The 16869-nt window shown below is 57.6% G+C and carries 23 protein-coding genes; all 23 read left to right on the forward strand.

Going from position 1 to position 16869, the window contains the following annotated elements; genetic code table 11:
• Positions 1 to 18: 18 nt before the first annotated feature.
• Positions 19 to 378, forward strand: coding sequence for a 50S ribosomal protein L18 (gene rplR, locus RWS31_RS00975; RefSeq protein ID WP_314595368.1), 360 nt, complete (start codon positions 19 to 21; stop codon positions 376 to 378).
• Positions 379 to 397: 19 nt separating this feature from the next.
• A complete protein-coding gene (gene rpsE / locus RWS31_RS00980) occupies positions 398 to 928 on the forward strand; it encodes a 30S ribosomal protein S5 (protein ID WP_006191759.1) in 531 nt (176 codons plus the stop codon).
• A gap of 12 nt (positions 929 to 940) precedes the next feature.
• On the forward strand, positions 941 to 1120 hold the full coding sequence (gene rpmD / locus RWS31_RS00985; RefSeq protein ID WP_006191760.1) for a 50S ribosomal protein L30: 180 nt from the start codon (positions 941 to 943) through the stop codon (positions 1118 to 1120).
• Positions 1121 to 1145: 25 nt separating this feature from the next.
• Positions 1146 to 1586, forward strand: a complete 441-nt coding sequence (rplO, locus tag RWS31_RS00990; protein ID WP_314595370.1) for a 50S ribosomal protein L15 — start codon at positions 1146 to 1148, stop codon at positions 1584 to 1586.
• Positions 1587 to 2843, forward strand: a complete 1257-nt coding sequence (gene secY, locus RWS31_RS00995; protein WP_009645098.1) for a preprotein translocase subunit SecY — start codon at positions 1587 to 1589, stop codon at positions 2841 to 2843.
• A gap of 13 nt (positions 2844 to 2856) precedes the next feature.
• Entirely contained in the window at positions 2857 to 3501 is a 645-nt protein-coding gene (locus tag RWS31_RS01000) for an adenylate kinase (RefSeq protein ID WP_314595372.1), read from the forward strand.
• 172 nt (positions 3502 to 3673) lie between these two features.
• A complete protein-coding gene (gene infA, locus RWS31_RS01005; RefSeq protein ID WP_009645081.1) occupies positions 3674 to 3892 on the forward strand; it encodes a translation initiation factor IF-1 in 219 nt (72 codons plus the stop codon).
• A 44-nt stretch (positions 3893 to 3936) separates the two neighbouring features.
• Positions 3937 to 4050: a 50S ribosomal protein L36 gene (rpmJ, locus tag RWS31_RS01010; protein ID WP_005842139.1), complete on the forward strand. Its 114-nt coding sequence runs from the start codon at positions 3937 to 3939 to the stop codon at positions 4048 to 4050.
• Between the two features lie 14 nt (positions 4051 to 4064).
• Positions 4065 to 4439, forward strand: a complete 375-nt coding sequence (gene rpsM, locus RWS31_RS01015) for a 30S ribosomal protein S13 (protein ID WP_006191768.1) — start codon at positions 4065 to 4067, stop codon at positions 4437 to 4439.
• 16 nt (positions 4440 to 4455) lie between these two features.
• Positions 4456 to 4848 carry a 30S ribosomal protein S11 gene (rpsK, locus tag RWS31_RS01020; protein WP_006191770.1) on the forward strand — a complete coding sequence of 131 codons (393 nt, stop codon included), beginning with the start codon at positions 4456 to 4458 and terminating at the stop codon, positions 4846 to 4848.
• Positions 4849 to 4866: 18 nt separating this feature from the next.
• The gene (gene rpsD / locus RWS31_RS01025) at positions 4867 to 5460 is read left to right on the forward strand and encodes a 30S ribosomal protein S4 (RefSeq protein WP_264919413.1); all 594 of its coding nucleotides are present in this window, start codon (positions 4867 to 4869) and stop codon (positions 5458 to 5460) included.
• A gap of 62 nt (positions 5461 to 5522) precedes the next feature.
• Positions 5523 to 6482: a DNA-directed RNA polymerase subunit alpha gene (locus tag RWS31_RS01030; RefSeq protein ID WP_314595376.1), complete on the forward strand. Its 960-nt coding sequence runs from the start codon at positions 5523 to 5525 to the stop codon at positions 6480 to 6482.
• Positions 6483 to 6496: 14 nt separating this feature from the next.
• Positions 6497 to 6835, forward strand: a complete 339-nt coding sequence (gene rplQ, locus RWS31_RS01035; protein WP_314595377.1) for a 50S ribosomal protein L17 — start codon at positions 6497 to 6499, stop codon at positions 6833 to 6835.
• A gap of 159 nt (positions 6836 to 6994) precedes the next feature.
• The gene (nikB, locus tag RWS31_RS01040) at positions 6995 to 7954 is read left to right on the forward strand and encodes a nickel ABC transporter permease (protein ID WP_314595378.1); all 960 of its coding nucleotides are present in this window, start codon (positions 6995 to 6997) and stop codon (positions 7952 to 7954) included.
• Complete coding sequence (locus RWS31_RS01045) at positions 7951 to 8769, forward strand: ABC transporter permease (RefSeq protein WP_314595382.1); 819 nt, start codon at positions 7951 to 7953, stop codon at positions 8767 to 8769. The genes nikB and RWS31_RS01045 overlap by 4 nt, the downstream gene beginning before the upstream one ends.
• Positions 8770 to 8792: 23 nt before the next feature.
• Positions 8793 to 10349, forward strand: coding sequence for an ABC transporter substrate-binding protein (locus RWS31_RS01050; RefSeq protein ID WP_314595384.1), 1557 nt, complete (start codon positions 8793 to 8795; stop codon positions 10347 to 10349).
• The gene (locus RWS31_RS01055) at positions 10346 to 11113 is read left to right on the forward strand and encodes an ABC transporter ATP-binding protein (RefSeq protein ID WP_314595386.1); all 768 of its coding nucleotides are present in this window, start codon (positions 10346 to 10348) and stop codon (positions 11111 to 11113) included. Before RWS31_RS01050 ends, RWS31_RS01055 begins: the two co-directional genes overlap by 4 nt.
• An 18-nt stretch (positions 11114 to 11131) precedes the next feature.
• Positions 11132 to 11920 (forward strand): dipeptide/oligopeptide/nickel ABC transporter ATP-binding protein, encoded by a 789-nt coding sequence (locus tag RWS31_RS01060; RefSeq protein WP_314595696.1) that lies wholly within the window; start codon positions 11132 to 11134, stop codon positions 11918 to 11920.
• 1 nt (position 11921) lies between these two features.
• Entirely contained in the window at positions 11922 to 12668 is a 747-nt protein-coding gene (locus RWS31_RS01065) for a class I SAM-dependent methyltransferase (protein WP_314595388.1), read from the forward strand.
• An 83-nt stretch (positions 12669 to 12751) separates the two neighbouring features.
• The gene (locus RWS31_RS01070; RefSeq protein ID WP_314595390.1) at positions 12752 to 13756 is read left to right on the forward strand and encodes a protein tyrosine phosphatase; all 1005 of its coding nucleotides are present in this window, start codon (positions 12752 to 12754) and stop codon (positions 13754 to 13756) included.
• Between the two features lie 169 nt (positions 13757 to 13925).
• On the forward strand, positions 13926 to 14951 hold the full coding sequence (locus RWS31_RS01075; protein WP_314595391.1) for a branched-chain amino acid aminotransferase: 1026 nt from the start codon (positions 13926 to 13928) through the stop codon (positions 14949 to 14951).
• A 78-nt stretch (positions 14952 to 15029) separates the two neighbouring features.
• Positions 15030 to 15965 (forward strand): DUF1848 domain-containing protein, encoded by a 936-nt coding sequence (locus tag RWS31_RS01080; protein WP_314595392.1) that lies wholly within the window; start codon positions 15030 to 15032, stop codon positions 15963 to 15965.
• A gap of 69 nt (positions 15966 to 16034) precedes the next feature.
• Positions 16035 to 16805, forward strand: a complete 771-nt coding sequence (locus RWS31_RS01085; protein WP_314595394.1) for a Fic family protein — start codon at positions 16035 to 16037, stop codon at positions 16803 to 16805.
• The last annotated feature ends 64 nt before the right edge of the window (positions 16806 to 16869 follow it).

Below are 16869 nucleotides of genomic sequence, written 5' to 3' on the forward strand. Positions count from 1 at the left end.
AGGAAAGGAGTGACCATAGTGCTGATCAAGGCAGACAAGAACAAGGCAAGGCAGAAGCGCCACCTGCGCGTCCGTAACCACGTTTCGGGCACGGCAGAGCGTCCGCGCCTCAACGTATACAGAAGCCTCGCGAACATCTACGCGCAGGTGATTGACGACGAGAAGGGCGTGACGCTCGTCTCGGCAAGTTCGAAGGACAAGGGATTCTCGGACTACGGCGGCAACATCGAGGCCGCGAAGGCTGTCGGCGCTGCTGTCGCGAAGCGTGCGCTTGAAAAGGGCATCACCGAGGTTGTCTTTGACCGCGGGGGCTACATCTACCACGGTCGCGTCGCGGCGCTCGCAGAAGCAGCGCGCGAGGCAGGCCTCAAATTCTGACTTGCAAGGAGGTAAATGAATGGCTAGAATGGACAGGAACCATGACAGGGACCGGGACAGAAACAACGAGACTCCTGAATTTGAGGAGAAGGTCGTTTACATCAACCGCGTTGCCAAAGTCGTCAAGGGCGGCCGCCGTTTCTCCTTCAGTGCTCTCGTAGTCGTGGGCAACAAGAAGGGCAAGGTTGGCGCAGGCCTTGGCAAGGCGAGCGAAGTGCCCGAGGCAATACGAAAGGGCATCGAGGACGCGAAGAAGAACCTCATCGAGGTTTCCTTGAAGGATACGACGATTCCGCACGAGATGATCGGCATCTTCGGTGCAGGCCGTGTGCTCTTGAAGCCTGCCGCCAAAGGTACCGGCGTCATCGCGGGTGGTCCTGCACGCGCCGTTTTGGAGCTTGCGGGCATTCGCGACATCCTCACGAAGTCTCTTGGCTCGTCGAATCCGAACAACATGGTTCGCGCCACGGTCAAGGGTCTCGAGCAGCTCAAGCGTGCTGAAGCGGTCGCTGAACTGCGCGGCAAGACGGTGCAGGAACTCTTAGGTTAAGGAGGAAGTTCGATGGCAAAGGTCAAAATCACTCTTACGAGAAGCCTCATCGGTCGTCCCGAGACGCAGAGAGCCACCGTTCGTTCGCTCGGACTTCGTAAGCTCAACTCGTCGGTGGAGCGTGAGATGAACGACGCATTGAAGGGGCAGATCCACAAGGTCGAACATCTCGTGAAGGTCGAGAATATATAAGAAAGAACAAGGAGGTGCAAGCAGTATGAAGTTACATGAATTGTCTCCGGCGCCTGGCTCCAAAAAGACGCGCAACCGCGTGGGTCGCGGCATTGGCAGCGGCAACGGCAAGACCGCAGGCCGTGGGCACAAGGGGCAGAATTCGAGGAGCGGCGGCGGTGTCCGCACGGGCTTCGAAGGCGGCCAGATGCCGATCTACCGCAGGCTTCCAAAGCGCGGCTTCAACAATGTGTTCCGCAAGATTTATGCGGAGGTCAACATCGAAACCTTGAACCGCTTTGAGGATGGCGCTGTCGTCGATCCTGTCGCACTCGTCGAAGAAGGCATCCTGAAGAACGTCTGCGACGGCATCCGCATTCTCGGCAAGGGCGAACTCACGAAGAAGCTCACGGTTCGCGCCAACGGCTTCACGAAGTCGGCGGAAGAAAAGATCAAGGCGGCAGGCGGACAAGTCGAGGTGATCTGATTGTTTTCAGCCCTTGCGAACATCTACAAGATTCCGGAGCTAAGACAGAAGGTCATCTTCACACTCATCATGTTCGCCGTGTTCCGGCTCGGTACGCACATTCCTGTGCCGGGCGTTGATCCGTCGGCCATTGAGCAGCTGTTTGCTACGGGCAACCTGTTCGGCCTGTTGGATCTCTTTTCCGGCGGTGCATTCAGCAAGTTTTCCATCTTTGCGATGAGCATCACGCCGTACATCAACGCGTCGATCATCATGCAGCTTCTCACGGTTGTCATTCCGACTTTGGAACAATGGTCCAAAGAAGGGCAGGAAGGGCACAAGAAAACGACGAAGGTCACACGCTACCTGACCGTAGCGCTCGCCTTTTTCCAGGCTGTCGGCATGTCGATCGGCCTGAAGCAGGCGATCTTGAATCCCAATCCCGTCTCTATTCTGATCATCGCGATCACCTTGACGGGAGGCACGATATTCCTCATGTGGATCGGCGAGCAAATCACGGCGAACGGCGTCGGAAACGGTATATCGCTCATCATTTTTGCCGGTATCGTCGCAGCATTGCCAAAGAATCTCGGCACGATCTACAGTTATTTGCAGGCGGGGACGATCAGCTATTTCAACGCATTCGTCTTTGCCGTCATCGCTCTCTTGATGATCGTGTTCGTCATTTACATCCAAGAGGGCAACCGCAGAGTCCCGATTTCCTACGCGAAACGGGTCGTCGGAAAAAAGACGTATGGCGGAAGTTCCAGCCATATCCCGCTGAAGGTCAATCATGCGGGAGTCATCCCAATCATCTTTGCGTCATCCGTGCTGATGTTTCCAGTAACCGTCGCCCAGTTTATTGAAGTTCCCTGGGTGACCACACTCGCCGGTTATTTTGCGTGGGGCACACCGCTGCAGACCAGCATCTACGCGCTGCTCATCATCTTCTTCACGTACTTTTATACCGCGGTTACTGTAAAGATATCGGATATGGCAGAGAACCTGAAAAAATACGGTGGCTTCATCCCGGGTATACGTCCGGGCAAGCCGACGGAAGAATATCTCGATACTGTCATGACGCGCATCACGCTGGCAGGCGCGTTCTTCCTGGCATTCATCGCAGTGCTGCCGAACCTCGTCGCGGGCGCGACCCACATCGAGGGTGTGTACTTCGGCGGCACGGCACTGCTCATCGTCGTCGGGGTTGCGCTGAACACGATGAAGCAGATCGAATCCATGGTGGTCATGCGCCATTACCAAGGTTTCATGAAATAGGAGGAGTCCTTTGATGCATATCCTGTTAATGGGTCCGCCGGGTGCCGGCAAAGGCACGCAGGCGGCCAATCTCGTGAAAGAGTTCGGCATTCCGCACATCTCGACGGGCGACATGTTTCGTGCCGCCGTGAAGGAGGGGACGGAGCTTGGGCTACAGGCGAAGGCCTGCATGGACGCCGGCAAGCTCGTGCCGGACGAGGTCACGATCGGCATCGTAAAGGAGCGGCTCGCGAAGCCCGACTGCAAGAAGGGCTTCATCCTCGATGGTTTTCCGCGTACGGTGGAGCAGGCGGATGCTCTTACGGGCATCCTCAAAGAGCTGGGGCTATCCCTCACCGCAGCCCTCAACATCACGGTGCCGGCAGCGGACCTCATCGAGCGTGCTGTCGGACGCCGCATCTGCAAATCCTGCGGCGCGACGTACCATGTGAAGTTCAACCCGCCCCAGAAGGCGGGGGTTTGTGACACATGCGCGGGCGACCTCTACCAGCGTGCAGATGACAGCGAGGAGACGATGAAGAATCGCCTCTCCGTTTACGAGGCGCAGACGAAGCCCTTGATCGCCTACTACGAAAAGGCAGGCGTCTACAAGGAGATCGACGGCAGGAAGGCCATTGACGAGGTCAAGGCCGCCATGATCGCCGCCTTGAAGGACTGAGCTGCGTGTCCGAGAGCCACCGAACGATAAAGACGCGAGAGCGTCACGGCGGGCGCGGGTTTGGCGTCCGAGAAAATACGATGTTGGGCATGGGCAATTCCCGATGCGGAACGCTCCTTTCACGGAAGATGGACAGCTTTCGCCCAACCCAATTTCAGAGAGGGAGAAGCTCATGTCAAAACAAGATGTAATCGAAGTTGAGGGCAAAGTGCTGGAAGCGTTGCCCAACGCGATGTTTCAAGTCGAGCTGGAAAACGGTCACGTCGTTCTGGCGCACGTCTCGGGGAAGATCCGTATGAATTTCATCCGCATCCTTCCCGGCGACAAGGTCACGATTGAGCTTACGCCTTACGACCTGACGCGCGGCCGCATCACCTATCGTTTCAAGTAGACGCGGCCGCTATTCGGCAGGCAGCGCAGAAGGAGGCAAAGTCAATGAAAGTCAAGCCGTCCGTCAAACGGATTTGCGAAAAATGCAAGATCATCAAGCGCAAAGGACGCGTCATGGTCATTTGCGAAAACCCGAAGCATAAGCAGAGACAAGGTTAAGGAGGTGCTTTTCTATGGCACGTATCGCCGGTGTGGATTTACCGCGTGACAAGAGAATCGAGATTGCTTTGACATATATCTATGGGATCGGCCTGACAACCTCCCAGAAGCTTCTGAAGCTGGCAGGCGTCAACCCCGACACGCGCACGCGCGACTTGACGGAAGATGAGGTCGTGAAACTGCGCGACGTCATCGACAAGGAAGCGATCGTCGAGGGCGATCTTCGCCGTGAGCGTCAGATGGCGATCAAGCGTCTCGTCGATATCGGCTGCTACCGCGGCCGTCGTCACCGCTTGGGACTTCCCGTGCGCGGACAGAACACGAAGAACAACGCCCGCACGAGGAAAGGTCCCCGCAAGGCCATCGCAGGCAAGAAGAAGGACAAATAAAAGGGAGGGTCATTGAGTGGCAGTAAAGAAAACGACGCGGACGAAGAAAAAAGACCGCAAGAACATTGAATATGGCGTTGCGCATATCAGCTCCACCTTCAACAACACGATCGTCACGCTGACGGACAAGAGCGGCAATGCCCTCTCGTGGGCGAGCGCGGGCGGCCTCGGTTTCCGCGGCTCCAGAAAGAGCACGCCGTTCGCTGCACAGATGGCGGCGGAAGTAGCGGCGAAGGCCGCGATGGAGCACGGCTTGAAGCAGGTCGAGGTCTACGTCAAGGGCCCCGGCGCTGGCCGTGAAGCTGCAATCCGCTCCCTGCAGGCGACGGGCCTTGAAGTCAACATGATAAAGGACGTCACCCCGATTCCGCACAACGGCTGCCGTCCGCCGAAGCGCAGAAGAGTTTGATGGAGGTGCAGAAGAAATATGGCTATTGATAGATCCGCAACCCTCAAGCGCTGCCGTTCGCTCGGCATCGAGCCGGGCATGGTCGGCATCAGCCGCCAGTCCAAGCGTCAGCCGCGCCGCCAGGCCCGCAAGGTCAGCGAGTATGGCATGCAGCTCAAGGAAAAGCAGAAGGCGAAGTTCATCTACGGTGTTCTTGAGAAGCAGTTCCGCAAGTACTATGAGAAGGCGAAGACGATGCCGGGCGTCACGGGTGAGAACCTCCTCGGTCTCCTGGAGCGCCGCATCGATAACGTTGTATACCGCCTCGGTCTCGCGCAGACGCGCCGTCAGGCTCGCCAGCTCGTGACGCACGGTCACATCCGCGTCAACGGCAAGCGCCTCGACATTCCGTCTGCGCTCGTTCGCGCTGAAGATGAGATCACGATCGATGAGAAGAGCCGCTCGAATGCGTTCTTCAAGACGCTCGCCGAGAACTACAAGCCTCTGAACCTTCCCGCATGGCTCACTGCCGACGGTGCGAAGCTCAGCGGTACGGTCACGCGCTATCCGAGCCGCGATGAGATCGACGTCCCCGTCAACGAGCAGGCGATCGTCGAGCTGTACTCCAGATAATCTCTTGCCGGTATTTTCAATATGATTGACTGCATGAGAACAATGGAGGAGGGTTATCCCAGATGATCGAGATCGAAAAGCCAAAGATCGAGATAGTGGAAATCAGCGAAGATAATCGTTATGGGAAGTTCGTCTGCGAGCCTTTGGAGCGTGGCTACGGCACGACCCTCGGCAACAGCTTGCGGCGCATCCTCTTGTCATCCCTGCCGGGCGCTGCGATCACCTCGATCCGCATCGACGGCGTACTGCACGAGTTTTCCACCATTCCGGGCGTCCGCGATGATGTGACGAACATCGTGCTGAACCTCAAGTCGCTCTGCTTCAAGATGTACAGCGAAGAGCCGCGCGTTCTTCGCCTCGATGTCAAGGGTGAGAAGGAAGTCACGGCGGCGGACATCATCACCGATCCCGACGTTGAGATCTTGAACCCCGATCTTCACATCGCGACGCTTAACGAGGACGGAGAGCTGCACATGGAAATGACCGTTGAACGCGGCAAAGGCTATGTGGCGGCGGAGAAGAATAAGAAGCCCGATCATGTCATCGGCGTCATTCCGATCGACTCCATCTTTTCTCCGATTCAGCGCGTCAACTACACAGTGCAGGATACGCGCGTGGGCAACGTCACTGACTATGACAAGCTCATCCTCGAAGTGTGGACGGATGGCTCCATCCGCCCTGAAGAGGGCGTGAGCCGTGCGGCGAGCATCCTCATCTCGCACTTCAAGCTCTTCCAAAACATGGCGGGTATTCCCGAGATTGAGGAAGAGGAGGAGATTGTTCCTCCCGAGCCTGAGGAGCCGGACGCTTCCAAGGTTCTTGAGACGACGATTGACGATCTTGACCTCTCCGTTCGCTCTTTCAACTGCTTGAAGCGCGCGAACATTAATACGGTCGCAGATCTTGTCTCGAAGACGGAAGAAGACATGATGAAGGTCAGGAACCTCGGCAGAAAATCCTTGGAAGAAGTCAAGAAGAAGCTCGAGGAATACGACTTGACATTGAAGAAAGAAGAAGAATAAGAGAGGGATAAACCATGAGCTATAGAAAATTAGGGCGTAATTCGAGTGCCCGTAAGGCACTCTTCCGCAGCATCCTGGCCTCCTTCTTCAAGCATGAACGCATCGAGACGACGGAAGCGAAGGCAAAGGAAGTCCGCAGCCTCGCGGAAAAGCTCATCACGCTGGCAAAGCGTGGCGATCTTGCCGCCCGCCGTCAGGCGATTGCCGATATTGGCGATGAAGAAGCAGTTCGGAAGCTTTTCAGCGATATTGCAAGCAAGTACACGGAGCGTCAGGGCGGCTACACGCGCATCCTGAAGCTCGGTCCCCGCCGCGGCGATGCCGCGCCGATGGCGCTTTTGGAGCTTGTCTGAAGATACGCTGAAAGTAAGAAAGCAAGGAACAGGGGCCCTGCCCGTAAGGTGGGGGCTCCGCATCCTTGCTTTTTTGTTATGACAGGAAAGAGGCGGCTCAATCTTTTCAGGAGATTTTCTATGAAATGTTTTGTGTAGGAAAGATGAGAGGCTTTGCGAGTGGTACAAAAAATGATGAAAAATTATGTGATCGGACGATTCCTGCAGATGGTGCCGATGCTTTTGTGCATTACGTTTTTGGCGTTCGCCGCGATGCGGTTGGCGGGTGACGACGCTGTTGACTTGATGTATGAGAAGTCGGGCGGCGTGACGGAGGAGGTCAAGGCGGCGAAGCGTGCGGAGCTGGGCCTTGATCAGCCGTTCCTCGTGCAGTACGGAGCATGGCTCAAGGGAGCTGTCACGGGGGATATGGGAAAATCGTATATTTCGGGCAAGCCGGTATGGGAGACGTTCATGGAAAAGCTGCCGACGACGCTCTACCTGATGCTTGCTTCCGTTCTCATGACGCTCGCTTTCGCCGTGCCTCTCGGCATCTTGGCGGCGGTGCAGCAGAATCGTTGGGTAGATGTTCTCATTCGCATCGGCACCTTTGTCGGCAACTCCCTGCCGAATTTTTTCGTGGGGCTTTTGCTCATCTATGTCTTTGCCGTGCGACTTGAGTGGCTGCCGATCTTGGCGAAGACGGGCGACGGACGCGCCGTCCTTCTGCCTGCGCTGACCTTGGCAATTGCCATGGGTGCGAAGTACACGCGCCAGATTCGTGCCGTGGTCTTGGAGGAGTTGGCAAAGCCTTACGTCGTGGGGGCGCGTGCACGCGGTGTGAAGGAACGCACGATCCTTGTGAAAAGCGTGCTGCGTAGCTCTCTCGTGCTCATCGTCACGCTGCTCGCACTGTCGATGGGCTCTCTTCTCGGCGGCACGGCGATCGTCGAGACGATTTTCCTTTGGGACGGTGTGGGAAAAATGGCGGTCGAGGCGGTCTTGGCGCGCGATTATCCGCTGGTGCAGGCGTATGTGGCATGGATGGCGGTGATCTATGTCGTGCTGAATCTTGCGGCGGATATTTTTTACCGTCTGCTCGATCCGCGCGTCGGCTATGAAAAGGCAGGGGCATTATGACGGTGCGCAGGTATCGCCCGCTGCTGCCGTATGCAGCGGCCGTGGGCGTCGTGCTCATCATCGCCTTCTATGCGCCGCTCTTGACGCCGTACGATCCCTATGCACAGGATTTGGAGCGCGCGCTTCTCGCACCGAGCGTCGAGCATCTTCTGGGGACGGACCGCTACGGGCGTGATCTCTTGTCGCGCGTCCTCGTGGGCGCACAGACGACGCTCGGTTCGGCGCTGGCGTTGCTGCTCTTCGTGAGCTGCACGGGCAGTTTGATCGGAGCGGTCTCGGGCTATCGCGGCGGGCGGCTCGACGCCTTTTTCATGCGGCTCGCCGATATGCTGCTCGCGTTTCCGCAGCTCGTCTTTGCGATCGCAATCGCGGGTGCTTTCGGCGGCGGGCTTTTTTATGCGGCGGCGGCTCTCGCGTTCCTTGGTTGGGCGAAGTATGCACGCATCGCACGCGGCTTGACGCTCTCTTTGTGCGCACTGCCGTACATGGAAGCGGCGCGCATGGCGGGCGGCAGTTCATTCGCCGTTCTTCGCCATCACGTTCTGCCGAATATCGCGGGACCGATTCTCGTCACGGCGGCGCTCGATCTCGGCACGCTCACGATGGAGCTGGCCGGGCTCTCGTTTCTCGGACTCGGCGCGATGCCGCCGACGGCGGAGTGGGGTTCGATGATGAGTAGCGGGCGCAGCATGCTGCAGACGACGCCGTGGGTCATCCTAGCGCCGGGAGCGGCGCTCACTCTCACGGTGGCGGCGTTCAACCTGTTCGGCGACAAGCTGCGCGATGTGTTGGCGCCGAAGCAAGTAAGCAAGTAGGAAAAAGAGGAGGCTACAGGAAAATGAAGATGAACAAGAAGAGATTGGCGACAGCTTTGGCAGGGCTTTTTGCGGCGGCGGTTTTCGCGGGCTGCGGTGCGGACAAGAACGAGGCGGAAGGGGAGAAAGTCTTTACCTACGGCACGATGTCGTACGGCGCGGCGATGGAGAATGCGGGCACGAACCCGCATGTTTCCTATAACGGTTGGAGCACCCTGCGCTACGGCATCGGCGAGACCTTGTTCCGATTCAATGAGAAGATGGAGCCTGTGCCTTGGCTTGCCGAGAGCTTTGAGCAGGTCGATGAATATACGATGAAGATCAAGCTGCGCGACGATGTCGTGTTTTCCAACGGCAAGAAGATGACGGGCGAAGCGGTCAAGGCGTGCTTGGAAGACCTCGTGGCAAAGCATGACCGCGCGCCGAAGAATCTGAAGCTCAAGTCCATCACGGCGGACGGGCAGACCGTCACCCTCGTATCGAGCGAGAAGATGCCGACGCTCATCAACGCATTGGCAGATCCCTATGCCTGCATCATCGACATGGAAGCGGGAGAAAAGGATCGCATCGTCGTCGGCACAGGCCCGTATGTGGCGCAGAAGGTCACGGATACCGAAATGGAACTTTCGAAAAACGAGAAGTATTGGGGCGCTGTCAAGCCGAAGCTCGACAAGATCATCGTCAAGAGCATTGCCGACGGCGATACGCTGACGATGGCGATGCAGAGCGGCGAGCTTGATGCTGCGCAGGGATTGCCCTATGCGAGTTTGGAGCTTTTCCAAAAGGACAGCGCGAAGTACAAGATCAGTCAGGCCGATACGTCGCGCGTCTATCAGGCGGCGTTCAACTACAAGACGCCCGAGTTGCAGGACGTGCGCGTGCGTCGGGCGATTTCCATGGCGCTCGATAAGGAGAACTTCTGCAAGGTGCTGCTGAAGGGCAACGGTACGCCTGCGGTCGGCCCGTTCCCCAAGAGCATGCCGTTCGGCGGTGATGCCGTGCGGGCGGCCGCCTACGACTTGGAGGGGGCGAAGGCGCTCTTGAAGGAGGCTGGCTACGAGGATACGGACGGAGACGGCTATGTGGATAAGGGCGGCAAGAACTTGGAGCTTCGCTACCTGACGTATCCGTCGCGTCAAGAGCTGCCGATTCTCGCCGAATCGCTGCAGGCGAATCTCAAGAAGATCGGCATCAAGCTGAATGTCAACTCGACGGATAGCTACAAGTCGTTCTTGAAGAGCGGCGACTATGATATATTCGCCAAAGCGCTCGTAGCGGCGCCGACAGGTGATCCCGAGTATTATTTCCTGGGCAATCTCCTCAAGGATTCTGTCGATAACAGCGGCTTTTACTACAGTCCGCAGGTGGAAGAGCTCGCCGCTAAGCTGCACAACACCTACGGCGCCGAAGCGCGCGCTACGCTTGCCGTCGCCATGGAGCAGCAGGTCTTGGATGACTGCGCCGTTCTCTACGCATCGCACCTGCGTATGAGTCTCGTGATGAAACCGGGCATCGAAGGCCTCAAGGCGCATCCATCCGATTACTATGAAGTAAGCGCGGAGCTGGAGAAGAAGTCGTGAGTGATACGCCGCTTCTCGCCGTACGCAATCTCACGGTTTCGTACGGCGAAAAGCAGGCGGTGCGCGGCGTGAATTTCTGTCTGCATCGCGGGGAGATCCTCGTCCTTGCGGGGGAGTCGGGCAGCGGCAAGAGCACGCTTCTGCGGGCGGTCATGGGCATCTTGGACGCGAGCGTCTGCACGGGAGAAATCCTTTGGGAAGGGACGGATGTTCTGCAGCTCTCCAAAGATGCACGGCGAAAACTCGCAGGCGAGGAAATCGCGATGGTTTTTCAAAATGCAGGCGCGTCCTTCTGCCCCGTACGCACGATTGGCAGCCAGCTCTATGAGAGCGTATGCGCCCATAGGGCGTGGAGCTATGCCGAGTTTCGCGAACAAGCCGAGGCGTTGATGGTGCAGATGCAGCTTCCGCGTGCAGTACTCGATGAGTACCCGTTCCGCCTGTCGGGCGGCATGGCGCAGCGCGCAGGCATCGCAGCCGCGATGCTCCTGCAGCCGAAGCTCATCTTGGCGGACGAGCCGACTTCGGCGCTCGACGCGCTGACGCAGGTGCGCGTCGCGAAGGAGCTCATGGCGCTTCGCCGACGCACGGGCGTCGCGATGCTTCTGGTCACGCACCACATGGGGCTGGCGTATCACATGGCGGATCGCATTCTCGTCCTGCGGCGCGGCGAGACGGTGGAGCAAGGTACGCGCGAGGAAATTTTCCGCCATCCGAAGGAAGCCTATACGAAGGAGTTGATCGCCGCCGTGCCGAGATTGTAGGTGGAATGAAGCGTGGAAATGATTTTGAGAGCCGAAGGGCTGGTAAAGTCCTTCGGCAAAGGGGCAGAGCGGCGGCGCGTGCTGGACGGCGTGGACTTTGCCGTTGCGGCGGGCGAGTGTCTGGGCATCGTCGGGCAGAGTGGCTGCGGCAAGAGCACCGCCATGCGCATCGCCGCACGCCTTTTGGATGCGGACGAAGGGCGCATCTCCTTTTGCGGCAAGGACATCACACATACGCGCGGGCGCGAGCTTCGTGAAGTGTACGGCGCGATGCAGATGATCTTTCAAATGCCCGAGGATTCCTTTGACCCCAGAAAGACGCTCGGTTGGAGCATCGCCGAGCCGCTTATGCGGCACGGTTGGAAAAAGGAGCGGCGCGAGGAGCGCGTGGCGGCGCTCTTGCAAGAGGTGGGGCTTTCTGCGAGCTTTGCCGCGCGCTATCCGCACGAGGCAAGCGGCGGCGAGTGCCAGCGCGCCGCTATCGCGCGCGCCTTGACGCTCTCGCCGAAACTTCTGATCTGCGATGAGGTGACGAGTGCGCTTGATGTCACGGTGCAGGCGCAGGTCGTGCGCCTCCTGCGCCGCATCTTGCAGGAGCAGCGGGCGGCGTGTCTCTTCGTCACGCACGACCTCGCGCTTTTGCCTGCAATCGCTGACCGCGTCATCGTCATGCACGGCGGCAAGGTTGTGGAGGAAGGAACGGTGCAGGAGGTCGTGCGGCAGGCGAAGTCGCCTCATACGCAGGCGCTTTTGGCGGCAGATTTTTTCCGTTTGCCGCGAGAGGAAGATGGAGGGGAGACAACATAGGATGAAAACGAAGGAAATGATAGCGAGAGAAGAAGCGCTGGGAAAGCGGATTGAAAGCTACTGGGACGCGAGGAGCCCGAAGTTCTCTGCCGTGCGGCGAAGGGAACTCGAAGGCTCCGACGCTGCACGTTGGCAAAAGTTCATAGCGTCTCATTTGCCCGAGAAAAAGCCGCTGCGCATCCTCGACGTCGGCACGGGTGCAGGTTTCTTTGTTGTGCTGCTTACGCGCATGGGACATGAGGTCACGGGCATCGACATGTCGGCGGGCATGATCGATGAAGCGCAGAAGAACCTCGCGGCGTTCGGCTGCCGGGCCGATCTTCGGAAAATGAACGCGCAGCAGCTTGACTTTTCGGACGAATTCTTCGATGTCGTCATCAGCCGCAACCTCACATGGACGCTGCCCGATGCGATGGAGGCGTACCGCGAGTGGCATCGCGTGCTCAGGGCGGGCGGCATGCTCTTGAACTTCGATTCGGATTACGGAAAGACGACATTTTCGGCGGCGGATGCTCGGGATTCTGTACACACGGGCATCGGCGAGGCGCTTCTCATTGAATGCAACAAGATCAAAGACGAGCTTCGCGTCAGCACGCATCGCCGTCCTCTTTGGGATGCAGATCTCCTCGAAAAACTCGGTTTTTCCGTGCAATACGACGCCGACATCGCGTCCCTTGTGCATGGTGACGAGAGCCTTCGCTACGATGATGTGCCGCTCTTCGGCATCTATGCGAAGAAAGTGAAGTGAGATGCGGGCGGTTTCTCGGCTTTTGTCTTTGTATATGCTATAATAAGGGAGGTTTGAAAAAAGTCGAAGGGAGATATGAAGAAATGCAGAGGAAAATGTGGATGAGTCTTTGCGCCGCAGTGCTTCTTGTCTTGGGAGCGATGCTTGGCGCGGCAAATGTTGTTTCAGCGGAGGAGGCGCCGCCGCGCATGCGCAATCTTGGTTATATCTGGCGTATCGACGCCGATAATGTGCGGGGACTGCCGCGCAACTTCCGCACGATGGAGGATGAGTTCCATGCTCCTTACAAGAAGGACATGGACGATTCCTATGTGCCGACGCGCGAGGGGCTTGAGCGTCTCCATGCATCGGGCAGCGGAGAGTTTTCTGCGAGCGGCTTGCATTCCTTGCTGGAAGCGCTTGCCGAGAAGACGCAGATGCCGATCTGCATCGTCGACCTGCGTGAGGAGTCGCACGGCTTCTTCGACGGAATAGCGGTCAGCTGGTACGGCGAGCACGATTGGGGCAATGTGGGCTTGACGCAGGAAGAGGCGCTCGCCGATGAGGCGGAGCGCATCCATGGTGCGGCAGGGCAGATGACGGCGGTTGCGCACCTCGGTGGGGAGAAGAATCCCCTCGATGAGCACGAGATCTTCGTGGAAGAGGCGCAGACGGAGAAGGAGCTTGTCGAGGCCGCAGGGCTTCGTTACAAGCGCATTGCGGCGACCGATCATATATGGCCATCGCCTGCTGCTGTCGATGAGTTTGTACAGTTTTACAAGAGCTTGCCCGAGAACATTTGGCTGCACTTCCATTGCCAGGCGGGCGAGGGACGCACGACAGAATTTCTCGCGATGTACGATATCTTGAAGAATCCTGCGGTGCCCTTGCAGGACATCCTTTATCGTCAATGTCTGCTCGGCGGCAGCTATGTCGCGCATGTAGAGCCTGAGGATTCAACGTATTGGAAAGTGCCGTACTATGCGGAAAAGGCGAAGCACATCGCACTTTTTTACCGCTATGTGCAGGAGAACGAGTCGGCGGGCTTCGCTGTTTCATGGTCGGATTGGCTCGCTGCGCACGAGTCGGATGACGATGCCGATGAATAACTTTTGGAAAAGGGATTGACGGCGCAAAGAGTTCGATGTAGTATATTCACAGGATTACAGAAGGATGGCTGTGACAGTGGATGGAGATTCCTCCTGAGTAAACAGATGTCTTTTTGCTGATTCGGAAATGTATGCCTTTTCTTGTGGCATGAACTTGGGAGGAATCATTATGGAGAAGAAGAATATCGATTGGAGCAGCTTGGACTTTTCCTATCATGTGACGGAACAGCGCTACGTTGCCAATTATAAGAACGGCGCTTGGGATGAGGGCGGACTCACGGGCGACGACAAGATCGTGCTGAGCGAAGATGCGGGCGTCCTGCAGTATTCGCAGTCGGTCTTCGAGGGACTCAAGGCGTACACGACGGAGAACGGCAGGACGGTCTGTTTCCGCCCCGATCTCAACGCGCACCGCATGTACGAGTCGGCGAAGTATCTTGAGATGCCGCCGTTCCCCGAGGAGCGCTTCCTCGATGCCGTGCGTCAGGTCGTCAAGGCGAATGAGGCTTGGGTGCCGCCTTACGGCAGCGGTGCGACGCTCTACATCCGTCCCTACATGTTCGGCTCAAGCCCCGTCATCGGCGTTGCGCCGGCAGACGAGTACCAGTTCCGTATTTTTGTCACGCCCGTCGGCCCGTACTTCAAGGGCGGAGCGAAGCCCATTACGGTCAAGGTCAGTGACTTCGACCGCGCTGCGCCGCACGGCACGGGTCACATCAAGGCGGGGCTCAACTATGCGATGAGCCTGCATGCTATCATGACGGCGCACCGCGAGGGATTTGCCGAGAACATCTACCTCGATGCGGCGACGCGTACGAAGGTCGAGGAGACGGGCGGCGCGAACATCATCTTCGTCGATGCGGATGGCAATCTCGTCGTGCCGAAGTCGCCGAGCATCCTGCCGTCGATCACGCGCCGCTCCATTACCTATGTCGCTGAGCATTATCTCGGTCTCAAGGTGGATGAACGCGAAGTGCTGTTCTCCGAGGTGCCGAACTTCAAGGAATGCGGCCTCTGCGGCACGGCGGCGGTCATCTCGCCCGTCGGCAAGATCAATGACCACGGCAGGGAGATCTGCTTCGCGAGCGGCATGGAGAAGATGGGGCCCATCACTCAGAAGCTTTATGATACCTTGACGGGCATTCAGATGGGTCATATCGAAGCGCCCGAGGATTGGATTTACGAGATCAAATAAGCCTTGTGCGAGGGGCGTATACGAGAAGCCGGGCGGGAGTCTTCCCCGTCCGGCTTCTTTGCAGGAAGGGGGAGAGCCATGATTTTGAATACGGGGAGCCGCACGGACATCCCTGCCTTTTATGCCGAGTGGTTCGTGCGGCGCCTGCGCGAAGGATTCGTCATGGCGCGAAGCCCCTATGACCCGCAGCGCATCACGCGCTATGTTCTCGATCCTGCCGTCGTCGATCTCATCGTTTTCTGTACGAAGAACCCTGCGCCGCTTCTCACGTACAGGGACACACTCGCATCCTTTCGCCAGTTCTGGGGCGTGACAATCACGCCCTATGGAAAGGACGTCGAGCCAGAGACGCCGCCCGTCGAGGCGGTGATCGCGAGCCTTGCCGCCTTGTCGCGCATGGTTGGCAGCCGCGCCGTGCATTGGCGCTATGATCCCGTATTCATCACAGAGAAGTACACGCTCGACTTTCACAGGCGGACTTTTCGCCGCATGGCAGAGAAATTGTCGGGCGCGACAGAGAACTGCGTCGTGAGCTTCGTTGACCTCTATAAGAAGACGCAACGCAATTTTCCCTCTTTGCGCGAGGTCAGCGCAGAAGAGCGTCTCGCGCTCGGTGAGACGTTCGCAGCAGTTGGACGCGAGTTCGGCATCAAGGTGCGAACCTGCCTCGAAGGAGACGATCTCGCGCCCTTCGGCATCGACACGCAGGGCTGCATGACGCAGGCTGTCCTCGAAGAAGCCGTCGGCTGCCGCTTCCATATTCCGCGCACCTCGGCGGCGAGAAAAGGCTGCGCGTGCCTCCTCGGCAACGACATCGGTGCTTACAATACCTGCGCTCACTTCTGCCGCTACTGCTATGCAAACGCGAGCGTCGCCGCCGTCAGAAAGAACCGCACCCGCCACGACCCGGCCTCGCCGCTCCTCATCGGTCATGTAGAACCGGGCGACATCGTGCAGGATGCGAGGCAGGTTTCGTATGTGGCGAAGAATGAGCAGCTGGGATTATTCGAGTGAGACGTGCGTTGTATTGGCGAAAATATGGTATAATCATGGGGGAAGGAAGTGAGTGCACGAGGCATGTGTATGGACAAATACGATGAAATTCTCTTGGCATGGCAGAAGCTGAACATTAAGAATGTCGCCGAACTTGAGGCGGCGCTCAATGGCTATGTCGTTCAGTTTGCTTATCATTCGGGGAAGATGGAAAATCCCAATATCACGTACCATGATACGCGCGAGATCTTTGATCGCGATGGCGTCACGAATTTTACGGGAGATGTTCGGACGATCTTTGAGATACGCAATGCCAAAGATGCCAGCAATCTTGTTCTGGACGCCTTTGCCCAAAGAATGGCCTTGACGCCGGAGTTCATCTTGGAGCTTCATCACGAACTGACGAAGAATACGTACGATCCGCGCAGATGGCAGGTTGGTGAACGGCCGGGCGCTTTCAAGAAGCATGATTATGTCACGGGGAGATATGAGGTCGGCAGTGCACCGGAAGATGTGCAGACAGAGCTTGCAGATTTGCTTGATGAGATTCATCAGGAAACGATTCGCACGAATGAAAATATTTTTACGGCCGCAGCCTACCTTCATGCGAGGTTTGAGAACATCCATCCTTTCGCAGACGGCAACGGCCGTGTCGGTCGACTGGTCATGAATTATTTCCTGCTGCGGAACAATCATCCGCCAATCGTTATTCATGAGGAGGATCGGAAACTCTACTACCAATCTCTCGAAGCCTTTGACGTCAAAGAAGAGATCGCCCCGCTCAAGCTCTTTTTGAAAGCGGAGCTTGTCAAGACATGGGATCGTCCGCGATTTTTGCGCCATGCGCATGTATCACGGTGAATGCGGGGAAATTTAGGGGAACGGGTGCAGAAGAGCAAAGGAATTGTCTTTTCCCGTATTCTTC

This window comes from uncultured Selenomonas sp. (assembly GCF_963528755.1).
Lineage (GTDB): Bacteria > Bacillota > Negativicutes > Selenomonadales > Selenomonadaceae > Selenomonas.

Bases quoted from the DNA above. Each gene is read 5' to 3' on its own strand.
- rpsE (WP_006191759.1), top strand. From the start codon at position 398: ATGGCTAGAATGGACAGGAACCATGACAGGGACCGGGACAGAAACAAC.
- rpmD (WP_006191760.1), top strand. From the start codon at position 941: ATGGCAAAGGTCAAAATCACTCTTACGAGAAGCCTCATCGGTCGTCCC.
- rplO (WP_314595370.1), top strand. From the start codon at position 1,146: ATGAAGTTACATGAATTGTCTCCGGCGCCTGGCTCCAAAAAGACGCGC.
- RWS31_RS01000 (WP_314595372.1), top strand. From the start codon at position 2,857: ATGCATATCCTGTTAATGGGTCCGCCGGGTGCCGGCAAAGGCACGCAG.
- infA (WP_009645081.1), top strand. From the start codon at position 3,674: ATGTCAAAACAAGATGTAATCGAAGTTGAGGGCAAAGTGCTGGAAGCG.
- rpmJ (WP_005842139.1), top strand. From the start codon at position 3,937: ATGAAAGTCAAGCCGTCCGTCAAACGGATTTGCGAAAAATGCAAGATC.
- rpsM (WP_006191768.1), top strand. From the start codon at position 4,065: ATGGCACGTATCGCCGGTGTGGATTTACCGCGTGACAAGAGAATCGAG.
- rpsD (WP_264919413.1), top strand. From the start codon at position 4,867: ATGGCTATTGATAGATCCGCAACCCTCAAGCGCTGCCGTTCGCTCGGC.
- RWS31_RS01030 (WP_314595376.1), top strand. From the start codon at position 5,523: ATGATCGAGATCGAAAAGCCAAAGATCGAGATAGTGGAAATCAGCGAA.
- rplQ (WP_314595377.1), top strand. From the start codon at position 6,497: ATGAGCTATAGAAAATTAGGGCGTAATTCGAGTGCCCGTAAGGCACTC.
- RWS31_RS01045 (WP_314595382.1), top strand. From the start codon at position 7,951: ATGACGGTGCGCAGGTATCGCCCGCTGCTGCCGTATGCAGCGGCCGTG.
- RWS31_RS01050 (WP_314595384.1), top strand. From the start codon at position 8,793: ATGAAGATGAACAAGAAGAGATTGGCGACAGCTTTGGCAGGGCTTTTT.
- RWS31_RS01060 (WP_314595696.1), top strand. From the start codon at position 11,132: ATGATTTTGAGAGCCGAAGGGCTGGTAAAGTCCTTCGGCAAAGGGGCA.
- RWS31_RS01065 (WP_314595388.1), top strand. From the start codon at position 11,922: ATGAAAACGAAGGAAATGATAGCGAGAGAAGAAGCGCTGGGAAAGCGG.
- RWS31_RS01070 (WP_314595390.1), top strand. From the start codon at position 12,752: ATGCAGAGGAAAATGTGGATGAGTCTTTGCGCCGCAGTGCTTCTTGTC.
- RWS31_RS01075 (WP_314595391.1), top strand. From the start codon at position 13,926: ATGGAGAAGAAGAATATCGATTGGAGCAGCTTGGACTTTTCCTATCAT.
- RWS31_RS01080 (WP_314595392.1), top strand. From the start codon at position 15,030: ATGATTTTGAATACGGGGAGCCGCACGGACATCCCTGCCTTTTATGCC.
- RWS31_RS01085 (WP_314595394.1), top strand. From the start codon at position 16,035: ATGGACAAATACGATGAAATTCTCTTGGCATGGCAGAAGCTGAACATT.